The organism is Rhodoferax aquaticus, from assembly GCF_006974105.1.
Taxonomy (GTDB): Bacteria; Pseudomonadota; Gammaproteobacteria; order Burkholderiales; family Burkholderiaceae_C; genus Allorhodoferax; species Allorhodoferax aquaticus_A.
Map to the genome: position 1 here is coordinate 431,346 of NZ_CP036282.1, position 17,096 is coordinate 448,441.

Below are 17,096 nucleotides of genomic sequence, written 5' to 3' on the forward strand. Positions count from 1 at the left end.
ATTAGTTACATGTTTTTGGCGTCAATCGCCTGTGACCTGAAGTCCTTTTTCACGCCCTTGAGTCGAACTGCAAAATAGCGCGCGCAATGTGCTCCAAGGGCATGATGTCATCCACCGCTTGCAGCTTGATGGCCTCTTTGGGCATGCCAAAAACGACACAGGTTTCTTCGTTTTGGGCAATGGTCCTTGCGCCACCGTCGTGCATCAGCTTCATACCTCGCGCGCCGTCATCCCCCATGCCGGTCATGATGATGCCTAGTGCGTCCGCTCCTGCACATTCAGCAGCCGACCTGAACAACACATCTACCGAGGGCTTGTGTCGGTTCACGGGCGGGCCATCTACGACATGCACAAAGTACTGCCCCGCCGACTTGAACAGCTGCATATGGCGGCCACCCGGTGCAATAAGGGCAACGCCTCGCTCTAGCCGATCTCCCTCCTTGGCTTCACGGACATTCATAGCGCAAACACCATCTAGGCGAGAAGCGTACATGGCGGTGAATTTTTCAGGCATGTGCTGCGTGATTGCGATGCCTGGCGCATCTGCAGGGAGGCTTAGCAATACGACTTCCAGCGCCTGAGTACCCCCCGTGGAGCTACCGATCACCACAGGCTTGTTCATGGCCAGCGCATGCACTGAAGACAAGCCGGCGGCACGAGTAGGCGTTGTTCTTGTGTGGGAAATGGCCTCTACGTGCGTGCCGCGTGCACGGGGCTTGGATCGTGCCGCCGTCTTGAGTGTTTGAATCATTTCCCTGCGGGAATCATCCAAAAACTGCTTGAGTCCGAGCTTTGGCTTAGCCAAAACCGCGACGGCTCCCGCAGACAATGCTTCTAGAGCAACCTTGCTGCCTTCGGTTGAGAGCGTGGAGCAAATCACGGTAGGTATCGGGTTACTAGCCATGATTTGGCGCAAAAAGGTAAGGCCGTCCATGCCTGGCATTTCGATGTCGAGCAGGAGCACGTCAGGCGCTCGCTTCTTGATCATCTCCATGGCCAGCAGAGGGTTGGGCGCGCTGCCAATCAGCTCCACCTCTGGATTGCCAGACAGCATGTGCGCCAGCGCTTGACGCACCACAGCCGAGTCATCCACCACAAATACTTTAACGCTCATAGAGTTGTCCTTGATCTGAAAAAACAGTTTCCACTACGGGCTCATGGGGCCCTACTGTCCAGGACACCTTGCGATAACCTGCTCCCCCTACATGCTGTTCTACCACCGCAATGCGGTGCTGCTGCAAAAAGCCCAGCACCCACTCTGTGTTGCTCGCTCCCACGTGCTTCTCGCGAAACAAGTGGGGAAACATGTTTCCACCCCCGTAGACGTAGGCGTCACACAAGTGTGGCGTGATGCCAATGGCTCGCAAGCGTCCGAACATGTCCGCCATCGCTGCGTTCCCAAACGCGGTGTTGTGCGCGCTATTGGTTTGGGAGATCCCCACATGAACGATATGGCACATGGCCCCGACGGTGCGTCTAGGATCGGTCAAGATGACGCTAACGCACGATCCCAACAAAGTTTTGAGCTCGTCGCCTACAAAGCCGATAGCCACATCGCCCGGCATGAGGTCATAGCTTTGGTTGCTCATGCCACCTTTCTAAATGCGCCGGGTTGAACGGTAATCAATGGGGTGTCACATTGCGCACGACCTTCCGCGGTACCCAAAAAGAATAGACCCCCGGGCTTGAGTGTTTGTAGCACGCGGTCTACCACATCGCGCTTGGTCGGAGCATCAAAGTAAATCAACACATTGCGCAAAAACACGACGTCAAAGGGCCCCAAGCCTTCAAAAGGCTTGCAAAGGTTGAGCTGCCCAAACTGCACACGTGAGCGAATTTTTTCGTGGACCATGGACTGTCCCTCCGACTCCCCTTCGCCCCTTAAGCAGTAGCGGCGCAGGCGATCGGCTGAGACATCGCGCAGACGGTCTTGGGGGTACACGCCCTCCTTGGCACTGAGCAACACCCGATGGCTGATATCGGTCCCCAAAATACTCCACTCAGGCCCTATTTTTCCGGATATCTGCATGTCTGACAGCAGCATGGCTGTGCTGTAAGCCTCGTCCCCAAATGAGGATGCTGCGCTCCAAATGCTCAAAGGTTCTTTGCTCTTGCGGGCGCTAAGTTCGGCCTCCAGCAGCTCGTAATGCTTGGGCTCGCGAAAAAAATAGGTTTCATTGGTCGTAAGTAGGTCAACCGCCATTTGGAATTCGCTTGCCTGCGTCTCGTCTTGCAAGATAGCGATGTAATCTGCAAAACCTTCAAGCCCAAGGCGTTGAATACGAGGCGCCAAACGGGACTGGATCAAAGACTTCTTGGAGTCGCTGTACGAAAGGCCAACGGCTTCGTACATGATGTCGCCGATGGTCTTGAACTGCGCGTCGCTAAAGGTGATTGCGGCCATCTATGCGCTTCCAGGCAGAACGCTGCGAATGGTGGCTGCTAGCTCACGCGGGGAGAATTTGGCCACGTAACCATCAGCACCTACTTTTTTGACATGATTTTCATTGGTCGTTCCGGTGAGTGACGAGTGGATCACTACAGGCAGGGATTTGAACTTGGGGTTGAGCTTGATGTGCCGGGTCAGAGTGAATCCATCCATCTCTGGCATTTCCAGATCGGTCAAAACCACAGAAATGCGGTCGTAGATGGTTTTGCCTTCCGCCTCAGCTTCTTCCGATAAGGCTTGTATGCGCTCCCACGCTTCTTTACCTGTCTTGGTCATGATGTAAGGGGCCCCCATGGCCTTCAAGCCCAGCTCAATGACGGTGCGTGCGACGGGCGAATCGTCCGCAACCAAAATGATATGTCCAGGGGGCAGGTTGATACGCGGGCCTACCACTTCCTTGCTTATTTCCTCCGTGGTTACAGGCATGACGGTCTTGAGAATCTGCTCCACGTCCAGTACCTGAGCGAGCCGCGTGTTGGCGGTGGCACCATCAAGCCGTGCGATGCCGGTAATCAAGGCACCAGCGTGGCTGCTCTCAGCGGGCAGCACTTGGTCCCAATCGAGTCGGACGATCTCTCGCACGTCTTCCACCGCAAATGCTTGCACGGTGCGACCAAATTCTGTGACCATCAAAATGGTCAGGCCTTTTTTGGGCGTGCAACCCACCACAGCTGGCAGGTTGATGACGGGGATGATCTGTCCGCGAATATTGGCTACCCCCATCAAGTGTTCATGGGCATTTGCCAACGCCGTAACCGGGGGCATGACCAGCACTTCTCTTACCTTAAATACGTTGATCCCAAAGAGCTCGCGCTGTGCAAGGTGCGGTGCTTCGCCCAAGCGAAACAGCAGCAGCTCAAACTTGTTGTTGCCCGCTAGCTTGGTGCGTTCTTCGATCTCATGCTGGGTATTTTTCATTCAAAAATGCTCCAAGTAGTTGGCTAAGTGTTTGGGGCCTAGCGGTTCAATACGGTTTGAAATTTCCACTCCCACCGCGTACAGCGCCTGCACCTAGTGGCGCGCCTAAGCGGGGAGGGGCACCGCGCCTCTCTTGCGAGACAGGCTCGGCTCGGCTACGTACGCGGGGGCTTTCGTTGTCCACCTTGAAGAATGAAACACTCTGCTGCAATTGCTCGGCTTGGCTGGACAACTCTTCACTGGTTGCTGCCAACTCTTCGGAGGCCGATGCATTTTGCTGCGTGGCTTTGGAGAGCTGCCCCATGGCGCCGCCGATTTGGGAAACGGATTCGCTTTGCTCTGCACTGGCGGCCGCTATCTCTTGGACGAGCTCACTGGTACGTTGGATGCTGGGGACAATTTCGTCCAGCAATTTGCCCGCACGTTCGGCGGTGGACACACTGCTGCCCGCCAAGTCGCCTATTTCCTTGGCGGCCTCTTGGCTGCGCTCTGCCAACTTACGTACCTCGGCTGCAACCACGGCAAATCCTTTGCCGTGCTCTCCGGCGCGGGCGGCCTCTATCGCAGCGTTCAGAGCCAAAAGGTTGGTCTGGTAGGCAATATCGTCCACGATACCAATCTTGGCAGCTATCTGCTTCATAGCGAACACCGTCTGGCTCACGGCTTCGCCACCGTCCACCGCTTCTTTGCTCGTCTTCATGGCCATGCCATCCGTCACTTTGGCGTTGTCACTGTTTTGACTAATGGACGCTGACATTACGTCGATCGAAGCCGTTGTCTCCTCCACATTGGCGGCTTGTTCGCTAGCGGCTTGGGACAGTGACTGTGCCGTCGAGCTCACTTGGTTGGCGGCGCCAGTCAGAGCATCGGCGGCACCACGCACTTCAACCATCACGCGGCTCAGGTTGTCTGCGGTGGTGTTGACGCTGTCTTTCACTTTGCCAAATAGGCCAAGGTAGTCGCGCTCAATGCGCTGCGTCAAGTCGCCATCTGCGAAGGCAGCAAGTACATGGGCTACGTCCGAGAGGCCTTTTTCACTGGTGTCCAAGAGCTGGTTCATGCCAATTGACAATGTGCCAAAGAAGCCTGGTTGCCCGGTTTCTGCCAATCGTTGGGTAAAGTCTCCTTCTGAAGCCGCCTTCACAATGGAGGCAAGTGCAGTCTCCATACCGACTTCGGCGGTACGGTCAGTCCACTCCACCACGGTACCTACGCGGGTTCCGTCGGCGTCGACGACCGGATTTGCTGCCAGTCCGAAATACAAGTCTCCCACTTTGATTTGGGTTTTGTAGGCGGTGGCTAAGGCAGCCAATAGACCCCGTTGATGCGCCGGATTCTTATGGAATACATCAATATTCGCATCCATGAGTTTTCGCGCATCGAACTGAGGCAGTGCCTTGCGTAACTCCGCTTCATTGCGCTGCATGAGTTGGTGAGCGGCCTCATTCATATAGACAATGTGGTTGCTGGCGTTTGCGATCATGACATTGGTCGAGCACTTGTCCAAGGCATTGCGAATGCGGGTGTTCTCACGCATTTGCGTCAGCTCGACTTCGCGCGCGGCCAGTTCTGCGGTCATGTCTTTCCACTCAACGACAGTGCCTAAGCGTTTGCCTTTGGGGTCGATGACTGGGTTGGCCGACAGACTAAAGGTGAGGCCCCCGATCTTGATCTGCGTGTTGTAAGTCGTGGAGAGAGCCGCCAGCATATTGCGTTGGTGGGCAGGGTTCTTGTGGAAAACATCAATGCTTTCGCCCAACAGCTTGCGGAGGTCAAACTGCGGGAGGGTTTTGCGTAGCTCAGCCTCGTTGCGCTGCATCATTTGAACGATCGCGTCATTCATAAAGATGATGTGGTTGTTTGCGTCCGCGATCATGACGTTGGTAGAACACTTCTCTAACGCATTGCGAATGCGGGTGTTTTCACCCATCAGCGTAAGTTCGGCTTCACGCGCGGTCATCTCTTCAGTGCGGTCTTTCCACTCCACCACGGTACCCACACGTTCGCTCTTGTCGCCAAAGACCGGGGTAATCACCATGCTGAAAATACGTCCCCCCACTATGGTCTGGGTAGTTACGGTGTCTCGCATGCGAGCCAACATCTCGCGTTGGTGGCCCGGGTTCTTGTGGAAGATATCAATGTTGCTGCCCAGCAGCGTACTCACGTTGAAGTTGGGCAAGTCTTTGCGCATGTCATTTTCTGCTGCGCCAAACATCGTTTGCACCGACTTATTGATAAAAATAATGTCGTGCTGCGCATCCGCAATCATCACGCTACTGGATACGGATTCCAAAGCAGTACGGATACGTTGGTTGAATGCGGCGGCGGCGGCAGCAGCACGCAATGCGATCTGCGTTTCTCCCATAGCTTTCAGAAGGACGCCGGTTTCGTCTTGGGTGGGGACTCCGATTGCATCGTTGTAGTTACCAGCTGCCATGGAGCGTGCAACCTCAACTGCGCGGGACAAGGGGACGGTGATGCCTCGTATGAGGATAAAACCGAGGGCCGCGGCCAGCACACAAGCGAGGCCGATCAGTCCCCAAATCATTGTCAAAGTGCTGCTGATCCTTTGATCCTGCTCGTTAACGGTTTGCATAGCAACGTCGACTTGTAGCTTGAGCAGTGCACTCAAGGGCGTGTCCACTGCGAGCCAAGCTTGGCCCATCCGGCTGTCAATTTCTTTGCCTTTGGCCAAATCATTGGCGCGAATCGCCTCGACCAAAGGGTTAAAGGTACTGTTGAGGTAAATCTCGCGCGCAGCCAAGTACTCTTTGATGAGCCGATTCTCTTCGTCTGTCATGAGAGTGGATGCATACGCCTTCCACTCACTACTGATCACTTCATTGCCTGTCGCAATCGTTTTGAGCGCCTCACCAAAAGCCTCAGGTGTCGCTTGCTCTAAGGCGCGTGACGCGGCAAGCTGGCTCTCAATAGACCGCTCCATGACGGCGCTCAACTGGGCGAGGGGCTGCACCCGGTCCACATTCAACGAGACCATGGACTGATGGCTCTTACGTACTTCTGATACCCCCAAGCTGCCAACGCCGACCATCAAAGCCAGTATGACCACTAGCATGAGCGTAAGTCGGTAGCCTATCTTGAAATTGCTTAAACGCATGGTGACACTCCCTGTCAATTTATTGAAAACATAACTAGAAAACCAAGCCCTCAATCCCAAACCCTCCAGCAGGTGACACCGCTGGTCTCAACGGCACTGCTTAGGTCGCTTGCGCTTGCTCCACCAAAGCTGCCATGTCGTCGATGTTCAAGGCGCGCGACGGCTCTAAAACAATGATGAAGGCCCCGCCCACTTTGCCCATGCCTTGTATGAAGTCCCGCCGAATGGCGGTGCCAAACTGAGGCGGAGTTTCAATGTTGGAGTCGGCGATGTCGATCACCTCGCTCACCGCGTCTACCATGAGGCCGAGTTCCATTTTTTCGTGGTTGCTAGTGGCGTCAAAGATGACGATGCAGGTTTTTTTTCCGACGCGGGCCGCTGGCCAGCCAAAACGGGCGCGCAGGTCAATCACAGGGACTACGGCGCCCCGCAAATTAATGACACCGCGAACGAAATTGGGCATTAAAGGAACCACCGTCATGGACGCATGCTGAATGATTTCGCGCACGCTGCGAATGTCCATTGCAAAGGTCTCTTCCTCCAGCGCAAACGTCAAATACTGTTTCGATGGACCCTCAAGCGCGTTGGTCGTCATTACCTCGGTTTCTGCGGTGTTCATAGTGTTGCCTATCCCTAGTAGAGCTTGAAATTGGTCCTGCTTGCACCACGCACTGGCGCGGTCTGTACGGGCGATATGCCGCCTAAGCGCGGCGCCGCTTGTCGTCTCTCCTGCGCAGATCCTGCGGGCTGGTGGGCCACAGGTCTCGCAATGGCTGCAATGGTGAAAAACTTAATGCTGTGCTGCAGTTGCTGCGCTTGGCTGGATAGCTCTTCGCTGGTAGCAGCCAGTTCTTCTGAGGCAGCCGCATTTTTTTGTGTGGCCTTTGAGAGCTGCCCCATCGCATCACCTATCTGCACGACAGAGTCGCTTTGTTCTGTGCTTGCAGCGGCGATCTCTTGGACCAATTCACTCGTCTTTTGAATGCTGGGAACAATCTGATCAAGCAGGGTGCCTGCCCGTTCTGCCGTTGACACGCTGTTGCTCGCAAGGTCCCCGATTTCTTTTGCGGCTTCTTGGCTGCGTTCTGCAAGTTTGCGAACTTCCGCCGCAACCACGGCAAAACCTTTGCCGTGTTCTCCTGCGCGGGCCGCCTCAATCGCGGCGTTAAGCGCAAGCAAATTGGTTTGGTACGCGATGTCGTCAATGATGCCAATCTTGGTGGCAATCTGTCGCATGGCTTTGACCGTGAGGTTGACGGCTTCCCCACCGTCCAAGGCCTCTTTGCTGGTCTTGGCCGCCATACAGTCTGTCACCTTGGCGTTGTCGCTGTTTTGGTTGATGGAGGTCGTCATGCTGTCAATGCTGGTGGTGACTTGCTCTACGCTGCCCGCCTGTTGGTTTGCGGCATGAGACAAAGACTGGGCTGTAGCGTTAACTTGCTCAGCAGCACCTGTGAGTGAAGCTGCGGTGGACTGCACTTCTTGCATGACCCGGGCAAGGTTTTGCGCAGTTGCGTTGGCACTGCTTTGGACCTTGCCGAAGAGTCCCTCGTAGTCGCCGTTCATGCGTTGAGTGAGGTCGCCCTGAGCAAAAGCGGTGAGTACAGTGGCCACTTCGCTCAGACCTTGTTCACTGGTGGTCAAGAGCGTATTCATTCCAGCGCACAAATTGGCGAAAAAACCGGTCTTGCCTAGCAGGTCCAGGCGCTGTGTGAAATCACCCCGGCTTGCACCTTGGACGATATCTCCCACCTCGCGCTCAGTGGCTACTTCCACCGTGCGATCTAGCCACTCCACCACGGTGCCTACCCGCTCACCGCGTTCTTTGAATATGGGGCTAATGGACAACTGAAACGTAAGACCTTCTATGGCAATCTGTGTGCGGTGCGTTTCTGTGAAGCTGGCCAACAAAGTGCGTTGGTGTGAGGGGTTCGTATGGAATACATCCATGCTCTGGCCCACAAGCTTGCGCGCGTCAAACTGGGGCAGACTTTGGCGCAAGATGGACTCTCTATGCAGCATCATTTTGCTGAGGGACTGGTTCACATAGATTATTTCATCGGCAGCATTGGCAATCATCACTTGGGTGGAACTGTTGTCCAACGCATTGCGGATGCGCAGGTTTTCCGCTGCTTCGCGTACGCTATTGGCGAGTGAGTCGCGCACAGCATCCATCTGTTGGTTGAACTGGGCTTTGTCGCCAGGTTGTGGTGCGAGTTGTGTTGAAAAGTCGCCCTTGCTGTAGGCGTTGACCAAGCCTGTAATCTCTTGCAGCTCCGCCACTTGCGCCAAGGTCAGTGCATTGATTTTGTTGCCCAATACCGCAAACTCACCCGGTAAATCGCTGGTGTCAATGCGGGCGTCGAGTTTGCCCTCGTGCTGTGCATCGGCGAGTTGTTGGATGCGTGCAATCACGGTGGAGACGCGTTGACTCAGTGCACGCATGGATGCGAGCAAGCTTACGTGGTCTCCTGCCTGAACCGGTATGGCCGTGGTGAAGTCTCCGGCCGTCACTGCCTGCGCTGCAAGCAAAGCGTCCTGCGGATCGCCCCCCAACTGACGAAAGACGCTGTCTACTAACTTGTAGCCTGCCAGCAGCAAGATAAAGCAGCCTAGTGCAATTAGGCCCCACATCCAGCCCAAGCCTTGGTGACCGTAATCACTGGACTCCTCGTGGACACGTTTTGCCATGGCTTCAATGCTGTCCCCGAACTTTCCCATGCTGTCCTCAAGCTGTGAGAACTCTTGGGAAAACTTGGGCCAGGCGTCCTGGCCCGCTTTGGGTTTGTCTAACGCAGCGGTGACGATGCCACGCGCGGAGGCACTGTAGCTTTGCACCTCCTTTGTGAGTGTGGATAACTGGACATTTACGTCTGCAAAGCCTAGCGTCTCGAGTTCCTTAAGCTGCCCTTCAAACTCTTTGATGTGCTCGTCGAGCTCGGCGGCAATGGCCCTTCGTTCGGTTGCATCGGTAGAGGAGGTCGCCGAGAAACGCAAGGCATTGAGTACGTCGCCACGGATGGCATCGTGCATCATGTCCGACTGCATTTGTGCACGCACGGCACGGGTGACAGTCGCAGCCTGCTCAGAGTAATCGGCTTGTTTGAGCGTATTCACAACGCCCATGCCACCCACCATCAGCAAAATGCCTAGCCCACCCAACACCGTGGCGTAGAGTCGAGTTTTGAGGCGCATTGCCTTCATACGTTCTCCTATTGCGTGGTCGGCTAAGCGGGGTCGCTTGGCGCCACTGCCGCTGTTAGCGGACCACCTCGTTGGCCAGTCCGTTGGCGCTGGTCGTGGTGGGTTCACTGGTCACCAAGTCGCCCAGAGAGTTGGTGTCCAGAATCAACGCTACTTCACCACTGCCCAGGATGCTGGAGCCAGAAATACCTCGCAAAGTTTTGAACAGTCGACCTAAAGGCTTGATCACGGTTTGCTGTTGGCCCAGTAGCACTTCAACTTCAATGCCGAACTTGCCTCTTGTGGAATTGACCACCACAACGCTGACCCGGTCGGTATGGCTGGATTCAACGGAATAGAGACTCTTGATGCGTACCACAGGGAGCACCGCACCCCGAAGTTCCAAGCAGTGGCGTCCCGAGCTGTCGACTTTCACCAAGTTACCGCCTGCTTCAATGACTTCAACGACTGCTTCAAGTGGCAAAACAAATTTAGAGCGGCCTACGCCCACCAAGAAACCATCAATAATGGCCAAGGTGAGTGGCAGCCGTATGTCAACTTGCAAGCCACGGCCCGGGTCACTGGTGAGTTTGAGTGTGCCGCGCAAGGCCTCGATATTGCGCCGTACCACGTCCATCCCTACGCCACGGCCAGACAGATTGGTAACTTGCTCTGCCGTGGAAAAACCAGGCTCAAAAATCAACATATTGATAGCGTCGTCGCTAGGTACCACGCCGGGTTCCACCAATCCGCGGTTCCAGGCACGCTGCAGAACTCGTTCACGGTTGATGCCGCGACCGTCGTCTTCAATACGAATCAGAATGGCGCCAGTTTCGTGCTGGGCGCTGAGCACCAGTTTGCCCGCAGGCGTTTTGCCCGCTGCCACGCGTTCTTGCGGAGGCTCCAGGCCGTGGTCCAGCGAGTTGCGTACCAGGTGCATGAGTGGGTCGGCAATTTTCTCGACCATGGACTTGTCGAGTTCGGCGTCGCCACCCACGATCTCAAAGTTCACTTCCTTGCCCAAGCTGGAAGCGGTGTCACGCACGACCCGGCGGAAGCGGCTAAAGGTTTCTCCAACCGGGACCATGCGTAAGCCGAGTGTGCCGTTACGAATCTCTTCAATCAGGCTGTTCATGTGCAAGTTGGCTTCAATCAGCGTCACATTGCGTGACTCGCGAGCCAATAGGGTGGCACCAGCTCCCGCTATGACCAGTTCTCCTAGTAAGTTGATGACCGCGTCTAAGCGATCGGCCTGTACCCGAATGTAGCGATCTTCGGTCGGTGCCGTGTTTTCACGGATTTTTTGCTGCTTGCCGAGTGCGGCTTCTACAACTTCTGCAGCAACGCCCGCTTGTGCCTCTAGCAAGTCCCCAATTTTTGCCTTGCCAACGGCGGGCATACCTGGGGTCTTGGCCTGGGTGGACAGCACTTGGTCCAGTTTGTCTTGCGACACGGCGCCGACTTGCACCAGCATCTCGCCGAGTCGGGGTGTTTCTGGCAGATTCTCAATGGCGCGGGCGAGTTTCTGGTCTGGGGTTTCTGGGGCCACGACTTCGAACTGGCAGTCATCGATCACAAAACTGAAGGCACCTTCGATGTCCTCACGGCTGGCCGCGCTTTCCAACTCCATGGCAAAGCTCAGGTAGCAGCTTTCTGGGTTGATGTTGACCAAAGCAGGCACGGTCTCACTGCCACAGCGCACCGCGGTTACTGTGCCTAAAGTCCCCAGGTAGCGTGCGATGGACAAGGGGTCCATGCCGTTGCGAAAGGTGTCGGCACCAAACTGTGCTGAAATTTTCCATACACCACTGGACTGTTGCTGTGCTGCGGGGGCGCTTATGGGCGCAGGTGCGGCAACGGCGGGGCTGCCGCCCTCGGTCAGCGCTTTGAGATGCATGACTAGGTCGGCGCGCCGATCGATCTCGTCAGGCGTGTCTGCATTGGCGTCAGCTGCGGTATCCACTAAGAACTTGATTTGGTCGTTGCACTGCAAAAGCAAGGTACTGATAGCGGGTGTCAGTGCAATGTCACCGTCACGCATTTTGTCCAACAAGGTCTCTACATGGTGGGTGAACTCCACGACACGGTTGAGACCAAAAATACCCGCGGAACCCTTCACCGTGTGTGCGCAGCGAAACAAGGAGTCCAAAAGCTCCCGGTTGTCGGGTTGTTCCTCCAGCTCCAACAACAGGGTCTCAATCGCCTCAATTTGTTCAGCGGCCTCGCTGATGAACGCAGGCATCGCTTGCGCAATGAAGTCTTGGTCGGCGTCGTTGCTGTAGCTCATGTGCGTGCTCCTGCAGGGCTGGTGCTTAGGTAGCGGCTGTCAATCCAGTGAGCAAAGCCCATGGTCTTGCACGCCTCTGTGAATGCTTCGCTGGTCTCCACGAGCCGCCAACTGTGTTCCGTGTTGGATAAAGACGCAAGGAGTTGCAAGCCCGCTCCATCGACTTCTTCGACGTGCCGCGCAGAAATTTGAAGGTAGTCTGCGCCGTGGACGCTACGTTCTGATACCCAGGCAAGCAAGGCATCCCGGGCCTCAAGCGCGTGGTAGATATTCAACTCGGAAGGTAACTCAAACCTGTCGCTCATAGAACTCCCCTGACATCGGCAATGAAGAATAGGCCCCGTATGGTTGCTAGCTGGCGTGGGAAGGGGCACCTCCCGCTTAGCTATGCATGTCTAAACGCAAAGTTTGGAAACCGCTGCCACCAATTGGGTAGGAGAGAAAGGTTTGACCATCCATGCCTTGGCACCAGCCTCTTTACCCTGCATTTTTTTGTCTTCCTGACTTTCGGTAGTCAGCATGAGGATGGGCATGAACTTGTAGGCTGCTACTTGCTTCGCAGCCTTGACGAATTCAATGCCATTCATGTTGGGCATATTGACGTCGCACACGGCCATGTTGATTTGGCGTCCATCCAGTAAGGCAAGGGCCGCTTGGCCATCACCCGCCTCAATGACGTTGTAACCAGCGCCGGTAAGCGCCATTTTGACGACTTGGCGCAGGCTTGCGGAGTCGTCGATGATTAGGATCGTCTTTGCCATTTCTACCTCGTTAAAAAAAAGTGGGCTCGCCGGTTTCTGTGGAGTCGGTGGATGGGTTGCTTGCACCAAGGTGGTCTTGGCGTTGTTCTGACATCGCGTACAGCGACTCGAGCCGTGCAAGCCATGCCTCAAGGTTCAATGTGTCAGGAGCTTTGCCCGTGCAGGCGTCTTGCAGGCGGACGATGTCCCCCTCTAGCAAGGCCATCATTTGGCTGATGCGGTCTTGGTATTGAAAGCCCATGTACATGCGGTCTACATGTTCTGCCACCATTTGGGTTTCATGGGCGAAGGGTTTGGCAATGCCTTCTAGGGCGCTTACGGCGCTGCGCACCATGTCCAAGACCTTTTCGATCGCAGCGCTGGCTTCTGGAGGGAGTGTGGTGTTTTGCAATACAGGTGCCAAGGTGCGCTCACACGCGCAGACCAATCCCGTGATGCCGTCGTCCGAGGTGCTTAGGGCCTCGGTGATTTGTACCGACTGCCGCTCTGCCGCACCGATGTGGGGGCTTATGTCGGCGAACGCTTTCAGCATCTGCGTGACGGCTACCTCAGACTGGGCCCGCGAAGTGGCGATGTGCCGTGCCCATACGGGCAGCACCCCCGCGCACAATGCAGCCAGATTTGGCGCTAGGGTGGTGCTGGTACCTACTTGGGGTACGGGTGTAGCGGTTGTTCCCTGGTTTTGTGGCATATCAGACTCGTGAGAGCGTCCGTTTATTAGCAAGCAAAACGTATCCTTGGTGCAATATCGCAGCCAAGCCTAGGCAAGGATAGCTAGGGAAAACCCTTACTCAAGTTTTCGCAATTTGGAATACTGGAGGCATCTTGGCACCTCACATTGCGTGAGGTGCCTCTTTGAGTCTGGGTATCAATTAGCCAACAGCGCTCGTCCAATCAGCGCGGAGGGCTATGAAATATGTAGCGGTTAGCCTTGTGCTCTGCGGCTCAAGATCTCGAAGGCAGGCAGGGTTTTCCCCTCTAGCACTTCCAAAAATGCACCGCCTCCTGTAGAGATATAGCTGACTTGCCCCTCAATTCCGTATTTAGCAATGGCGGCCAATGTGTCGCCACCACCCGCGATGCTGAACGCGCTGGACTCGGCAATGGCATGGGCGATAGTTTTGGTTCCGTTCTCAAATGCGGGAAACTCGAACACTCCCACCGGACCATTCCACACAATGGTTCCTGCCGACTTGAGCTGTGTGGCGAGGGCTTGTGCGGTTTGCGGCCCAATGTCCAAGATCAAGTCGTCGTCTGCCACATCGGTCGCTGCTTTCACCGTGGCGAGCGCGTCTGCCGAAAATGACTTGGCAGTGACGACGTCCGTGGGAATGGGAACTGCGGCACCACGCGCCTTCATGGCTTCAATCACGGCGGCAGCCTCTGCCAGCAAGTCAGGCTCAGCCAAGCTCTTGCCGATCTTGAGTCCGGCTGCCAACATGAAGGTGTTGGCAATGCCGCCACCCACGATGAGCTGGTCCACGTTCGCTGACAAACTCTTCAAAATGGTGAGCTTGGTGGAAACCTTGGACCCCGCCACAATGGCGACCAGTGGGCGCTTGGGTGCAAGCAGAGCAGCGGTAATGGCATCCATCTCGGCGGCCAACAAGGGGCCAGCGCAGGCAATCGGTGCAAACTGCGCAATACCGTAGGTGCTTCCTTCGGCGCGGTGGGCCGTTCCAAAGGCATCGTGCACAAAAATGTCGCAGAGTGCGGCCATTTTTTTGGCCAAAGCCTCGTCGTTCTTCTTCTCGCCTTTGTTGACGCGGCAGTTTTCCAACATGACCAACTGGCCGGGTACCACCGTTACGCCGTCGACCCAGGTCGCGAGTACGGGGATGTCTCGGCCCATCAATTCGCCCATGCGTTGGGCAACTGGCTTCAAGGAGTCTTCAGGCTTAAAGTCCCCTTCCGTGGGGCGGCCAAGGTGCGATGTCACCATTACAGCAGCGCCGGCGTCTAGGGCCATTTGGATGCATGGCACGCTGGCACGAATACGGGTGTCTTCGGTGATAGCGCCCGTGTCATCTTGGGGGACATTCAGGTCGGCACGGATAAACACGCGCTTGCCAGCGACTTTGCCTTGGGCGCACAGGTCTGCAAATCGAATCACATTCATGGAAAGAAACCTCAGGTTGGATGAAAGCGTAGGGCCCGCGCATTGCGCGTGGGAGTTACCGTTACCAAGCGAATTGTAGAAGTGCCTAGCGGCGGGTTTTTGCGCTCGCGCAACGAGTCTGCAACGTAACTACCAGCCTAGGCCTATATGCAGTGGTAGGTAGACCAGCATGCCCGAGACGATGGTGCCCAAAACGGCTTGACCAGTGCCTTTGCGCCAAAAGAAATAGGCAATACCTGCAGCTGCAGCATAGAGGCGTGCGTCTTGGACGTTGTGAATGAGGGCACCTTGGCTCATGACGAGCTCAGGAGCCACAACGGCAGCCAAAGCGGCAATGGGGGCATATTGCAGTCCGCGTTGCGCCCATGGTGGCAAGGCCCAGTCTTTCTCGGAAATAAAGAAAAAAGACCGTGCAATCACGGTGACGCACGCCATGCCCACCGTAGTGAGCAGTGTCCAGCCATCGGTGGTACCTGTGAAGAAAGCGTCCCAGTTCATGGGGTTTCTTTCTTGGCGGGACCTGAGAGTGGAGTTACCAATGCAGGCGGCTCCAGTTTGAGGCATAGGGCCACTGCGACGGCAATGGCTAACAAGATGTTGAGTTTGAGCGGTAGGCCGTAGGCCGCCACCCCCACAACGGCTGCCGCCCCTGCTGAGATCCAACGCATGCGGTTAGACGCCAGAGAGCACAGCATTCCAACCAAGGCCAAGATGCCCGCAAACCCTAGGCCCCACGTTGCCGGAATGAAATTGGCCAGTACGACGCCCAACACGCTAAACGACGTCCAACTCAACCAATTGATGCCGCCGTTGCCTGCCAAGTAGGCCATTTGCTCCGCTTGTTGCGCCGGTGTGCTAGCGGGCGATGGAAAGTGTTTTACAAAAAGAACATAGGTCAAATCCCCGGTGAGGTAGCCATTGACCAGTCGTTGCCACAAGGGCAGGTGCATCATGTAGGGACGCATGTGGGCACTGAACACCACGAAGCGCAGGTTGACGCAAAACGCGGTAGCCAAGACCACCCACATGGGCGCCCCCGCCAGAAGCAAAGGAATGGCCGCAAGCTGTGAACTACCTGCGAACACGATGAGCGCCATCAACAAGGCTTCTGCCGTGCTCATGCCGGACTTCACCATGGCAACGCCGGTCATAAGCCCCCATGCGGCAATGCCGGGAGCCACGCTCAGCATGTCTAGGAAGCCGCGTTTGAAGGCGGGGTGGCGGTAGTTACGGGCTTGAAAGAACATGGCTAACTGGAGCTCGAGTCAAAGCGCATACCTACTTGGAGTTCGAAGCCGCGCAAAAACTCGGCAACCGTCAGTCGTTTGCCACCCGGGCGCTGTAACTCTGTGATGTGCACTATAGAATTTATAGCGGCAACCGCAATACTGCTGGGCGCAATTGCCACAATGGTTCCGGGTAGTGCCGCTCCGGGGCTGGCGGCGTCTGCGTAGGCATGCCAGAGTTTGATGGTCTCGCCACGGATGTGTGCACTGGCACCTGGGAATGGGTTGAAGGCACGCACGCGCCGCGCAATGGCAGACGCATCTTGCTCCCATTGAATTGCAGCTTCCTGTTTCTCGATCTTGTGGGCATACGTAACCCCGACTTCGCTCTGCTTCACGGCAGACAACGTGCGATCGGTCGCCATGTCTAGGGCCCGCACTACGAGGTCTGCGCCCAAGTGAGCCACTGCGTCATGCAGGGTGGCCGTCGTAGCTTGCTCCGTGATGGGGAGGCTCTCCGTAAGGAGCATGTCGCCCGTGTCTAAGCCGATGTCCATCTGCATGATGGTGACGCCTGTGTGCGTATCACCTGCTTCAATGGCTCGGTGAATGGGGGCTGCGCCACGCCAACGTGGCAGCAAGGATCCGTGGATATTGATGCACCCGAGACGCCCAGGGTGCGCGGGGCTGGGCGACATGTCGTCCAAGACCCACTGGGGCAACAGCAAACCATACGCGGCAACCACCATGACATCAGCGTGGGCTGCTGCGATAGCCTCTCTGGCCTGGGTCGCCTCTTCTGGGTACTTACCGTCCAGTCGCAGGCTGCGTGGTTGGCAGACCGCAATGCCATGGGCTAGAGCAAACTGTTTGACGGCGGAGGCCTGTAGCTTCAGACCCCGGCCGGCCGGCCGGTCGGGCTGGCTCAGCACCAGTGCGATGGTGTGCCCCGATGTCTGAATACGTTCTAGAGCAATGCGCGCAAATTCGGGTGTACCAGCAAAAATTACGCGCATTGCGAGCCTTCTTGTACAA

15 protein-coding genes are annotated in these 17,096 nt (G+C 56.1%); all 15 read right to left on the reverse strand.

Features of this window, described 5'->3' with window-relative positions; translation table 11 throughout:
• Positions 1–49: 49 nt before the first annotated feature.
• The 15 genes from EXZ61_RS02040 to fmt all read right to left on the reverse strand — a co-directional run bounded on the left by EXZ61_RS02040 (position 50) and on the right by fmt (position 17,077).
• Positions 50–1,114, reverse strand: a complete 1,065-nt coding sequence (locus EXZ61_RS02040; RefSeq protein ID WP_142808532.1) for a protein-glutamate methylesterase/protein-glutamine glutaminase — start codon at positions 1,112–1,114, stop codon at positions 50–52.
• Positions 1,104–1,589 (reverse strand): chemotaxis protein CheD, encoded by a 486-nt coding sequence (locus EXZ61_RS02045; protein ID WP_142808534.1) that lies wholly within the window; start codon positions 1,587–1,589, stop codon positions 1,104–1,106. The genes EXZ61_RS02040 and EXZ61_RS02045 overlap by 11 nt, the downstream gene beginning before the upstream one ends.
• Positions 1,586–2,404, reverse strand: a complete 819-nt coding sequence (locus EXZ61_RS02050) for a CheR family methyltransferase (protein WP_142808536.1) — start codon at positions 2,402–2,404, stop codon at positions 1,586–1,588. The genes EXZ61_RS02045 and EXZ61_RS02050 overlap by 4 nt, the downstream gene beginning before the upstream one ends.
• Positions 2,405–3,367, reverse strand: coding sequence for a chemotaxis protein (locus EXZ61_RS02055; RefSeq protein ID WP_142808538.1), 963 nt, complete (start codon positions 3,365–3,367; stop codon positions 2,405–2,407).
• 46 nt (positions 3,368–3,413) lie between these two features.
• Positions 3,414–6,485 (reverse strand): methyl-accepting chemotaxis protein, encoded by a 3,072-nt coding sequence (locus EXZ61_RS22475; RefSeq protein ID WP_142808540.1) that lies wholly within the window; start codon positions 6,483–6,485, stop codon positions 3,414–3,416.
• Between the two features lie 100 nt (positions 6,486–6,585).
• The gene (locus EXZ61_RS02065; protein ID WP_201799107.1) at positions 6,586–7,104 is read right to left on the reverse strand and encodes a chemotaxis protein CheW; all 519 of its coding nucleotides are present in this window, start codon (positions 7,102–7,104) and stop codon (positions 6,586–6,588) included.
• A 14-nt stretch (positions 7,105–7,118) separates the two neighbouring features.
• Entirely contained in the window at positions 7,119–9,689 is a 2,571-nt protein-coding gene (locus tag EXZ61_RS02070) for a methyl-accepting chemotaxis protein (RefSeq protein WP_142808542.1), read from the reverse strand.
• A gap of 55 nt (positions 9,690–9,744) precedes the next feature.
• Positions 9,745–11,955: a chemotaxis protein CheA gene (locus tag EXZ61_RS02075; RefSeq protein WP_142808544.1), complete on the reverse strand. Its 2,211-nt coding sequence runs from the start codon at positions 11,953–11,955 to the stop codon at positions 9,745–9,747.
• The gene (locus tag EXZ61_RS02080; RefSeq protein ID WP_142808546.1) at positions 11,952–12,260 is read right to left on the reverse strand and encodes an STAS domain-containing protein; all 309 of its coding nucleotides are present in this window, start codon (positions 12,258–12,260) and stop codon (positions 11,952–11,954) included. The genes EXZ61_RS02075 and EXZ61_RS02080 overlap by 4 nt, the downstream gene beginning before the upstream one ends.
• Before the next feature lie 90 nt (positions 12,261–12,350).
• The gene (locus EXZ61_RS02085) at positions 12,351–12,716 is read right to left on the reverse strand and encodes a response regulator (RefSeq protein ID WP_142808548.1); all 366 of its coding nucleotides are present in this window, start codon (positions 12,714–12,716) and stop codon (positions 12,351–12,353) included.
• A 10-nt stretch (positions 12,717–12,726) separates the two neighbouring features.
• Positions 12,727–13,407: a hypothetical protein gene (locus tag EXZ61_RS02090; protein WP_142808550.1), complete on the reverse strand. Its 681-nt coding sequence runs from the start codon at positions 13,405–13,407 to the stop codon at positions 12,727–12,729.
• Positions 13,408–13,641: 234 nt separating this feature from the next.
• A complete protein-coding gene (locus EXZ61_RS02095) occupies positions 13,642–14,835 on the reverse strand; it encodes a phosphoglycerate kinase (protein WP_142808552.1) in 1,194 nt (397 codons plus the stop codon).
• 129 nt (positions 14,836–14,964) lie between these two features.
• Positions 14,965–15,333, reverse strand: coding sequence for an AzlD domain-containing protein (locus EXZ61_RS02100; RefSeq protein ID WP_142808554.1), 369 nt, complete (start codon positions 15,331–15,333; stop codon positions 14,965–14,967).
• Entirely contained in the window at positions 15,330–16,082 is a 753-nt protein-coding gene (locus tag EXZ61_RS02105; RefSeq protein WP_142808556.1) for an AzlC family ABC transporter permease, read from the reverse strand. Before EXZ61_RS02105 ends, EXZ61_RS02100 begins: the two co-directional genes overlap by 4 nt.
• Before the next feature lie 2 nt (positions 16,083–16,084).
• On the reverse strand, positions 16,085–17,077 hold the full coding sequence (gene fmt / locus EXZ61_RS02110; RefSeq protein ID WP_142808558.1) for a methionyl-tRNA formyltransferase: 993 nt from the start codon (positions 17,075–17,077) through the stop codon (positions 16,085–16,087).
• Positions 17,078–17,096: the final 19 nt, after the last annotated feature.

Coding starts and splice junctions, on each gene's coding strand:
- EXZ61_RS02040 (WP_142808532.1), bottom strand. CDS start 1,114: ATGAGCGTTAAAGTATTTGTGGTGGATGACTCGGCTGTGGTGCGTCAA.
- EXZ61_RS02045 (WP_142808534.1), bottom strand. CDS start 1,589: ATGAGCAACCAAAGCTATGACCTCATGCCGGGCGATGTGGCTATCGGC.
- EXZ61_RS02050 (WP_142808536.1), bottom strand. CDS start 2,404: ATGGCCGCAATCACCTTTAGCGACGCGCAGTTCAAGACCATCGGCGAC.
- EXZ61_RS02055 (WP_142808538.1), bottom strand. CDS start 3,367: ATGAAAAATACCCAGCATGAGATCGAAGAACGCACCAAGCTAGCGGGC.
- EXZ61_RS22475 (WP_142808540.1), bottom strand. CDS start 6,485: ATGCGTTTAAGCAATTTCAAGATAGGCTACCGACTTACGCTCATGCTA.
- EXZ61_RS02065 (WP_201799107.1), bottom strand. CDS start 7,104: ATGAACACCGCAGAAACCGAGGTAATGACGACCAACGCGCTTGAGGGT.
- EXZ61_RS02070 (WP_142808542.1), bottom strand. CDS start 9,689: ATGAAGGCAATGCGCCTCAAAACTCGACTCTACGCCACGGTGTTGGGT.
- EXZ61_RS02075 (WP_142808544.1), bottom strand. CDS start 11,955: ATGAGCTACAGCAACGACGCCGACCAAGACTTCATTGCGCAAGCGATG.
- EXZ61_RS02080 (WP_142808546.1), bottom strand. CDS start 12,260: ATGAGCGACAGGTTTGAGTTACCTTCCGAGTTGAATATCTACCACGCG.
- EXZ61_RS02085 (WP_142808548.1), bottom strand. CDS start 12,716: ATGGCAAAGACGATCCTAATCATCGACGACTCCGCAAGCCTGCGCCAA.
- EXZ61_RS02090 (WP_142808550.1), bottom strand. CDS start 13,407: ATGCCACAAAACCAGGGAACAACCGCTACACCCGTACCCCAAGTAGGT.
- EXZ61_RS02095 (WP_142808552.1), bottom strand. CDS start 14,835: ATGAATGTGATTCGATTTGCAGACCTGTGCGCCCAAGGCAAAGTCGCT.
- EXZ61_RS02100 (WP_142808554.1), bottom strand. CDS start 15,333: ATGAACTGGGACGCTTTCTTCACAGGTACCACCGATGGCTGGACACTG.
- EXZ61_RS02105 (WP_142808556.1), bottom strand. CDS start 16,082: ATGTTCTTTCAAGCCCGTAACTACCGCCACCCCGCCTTCAAACGCGGC.
- fmt (WP_142808558.1), bottom strand. CDS start 17,077: ATGCGCGTAATTTTTGCTGGTACACCCGAATTTGCGCGCATTGCTCTA.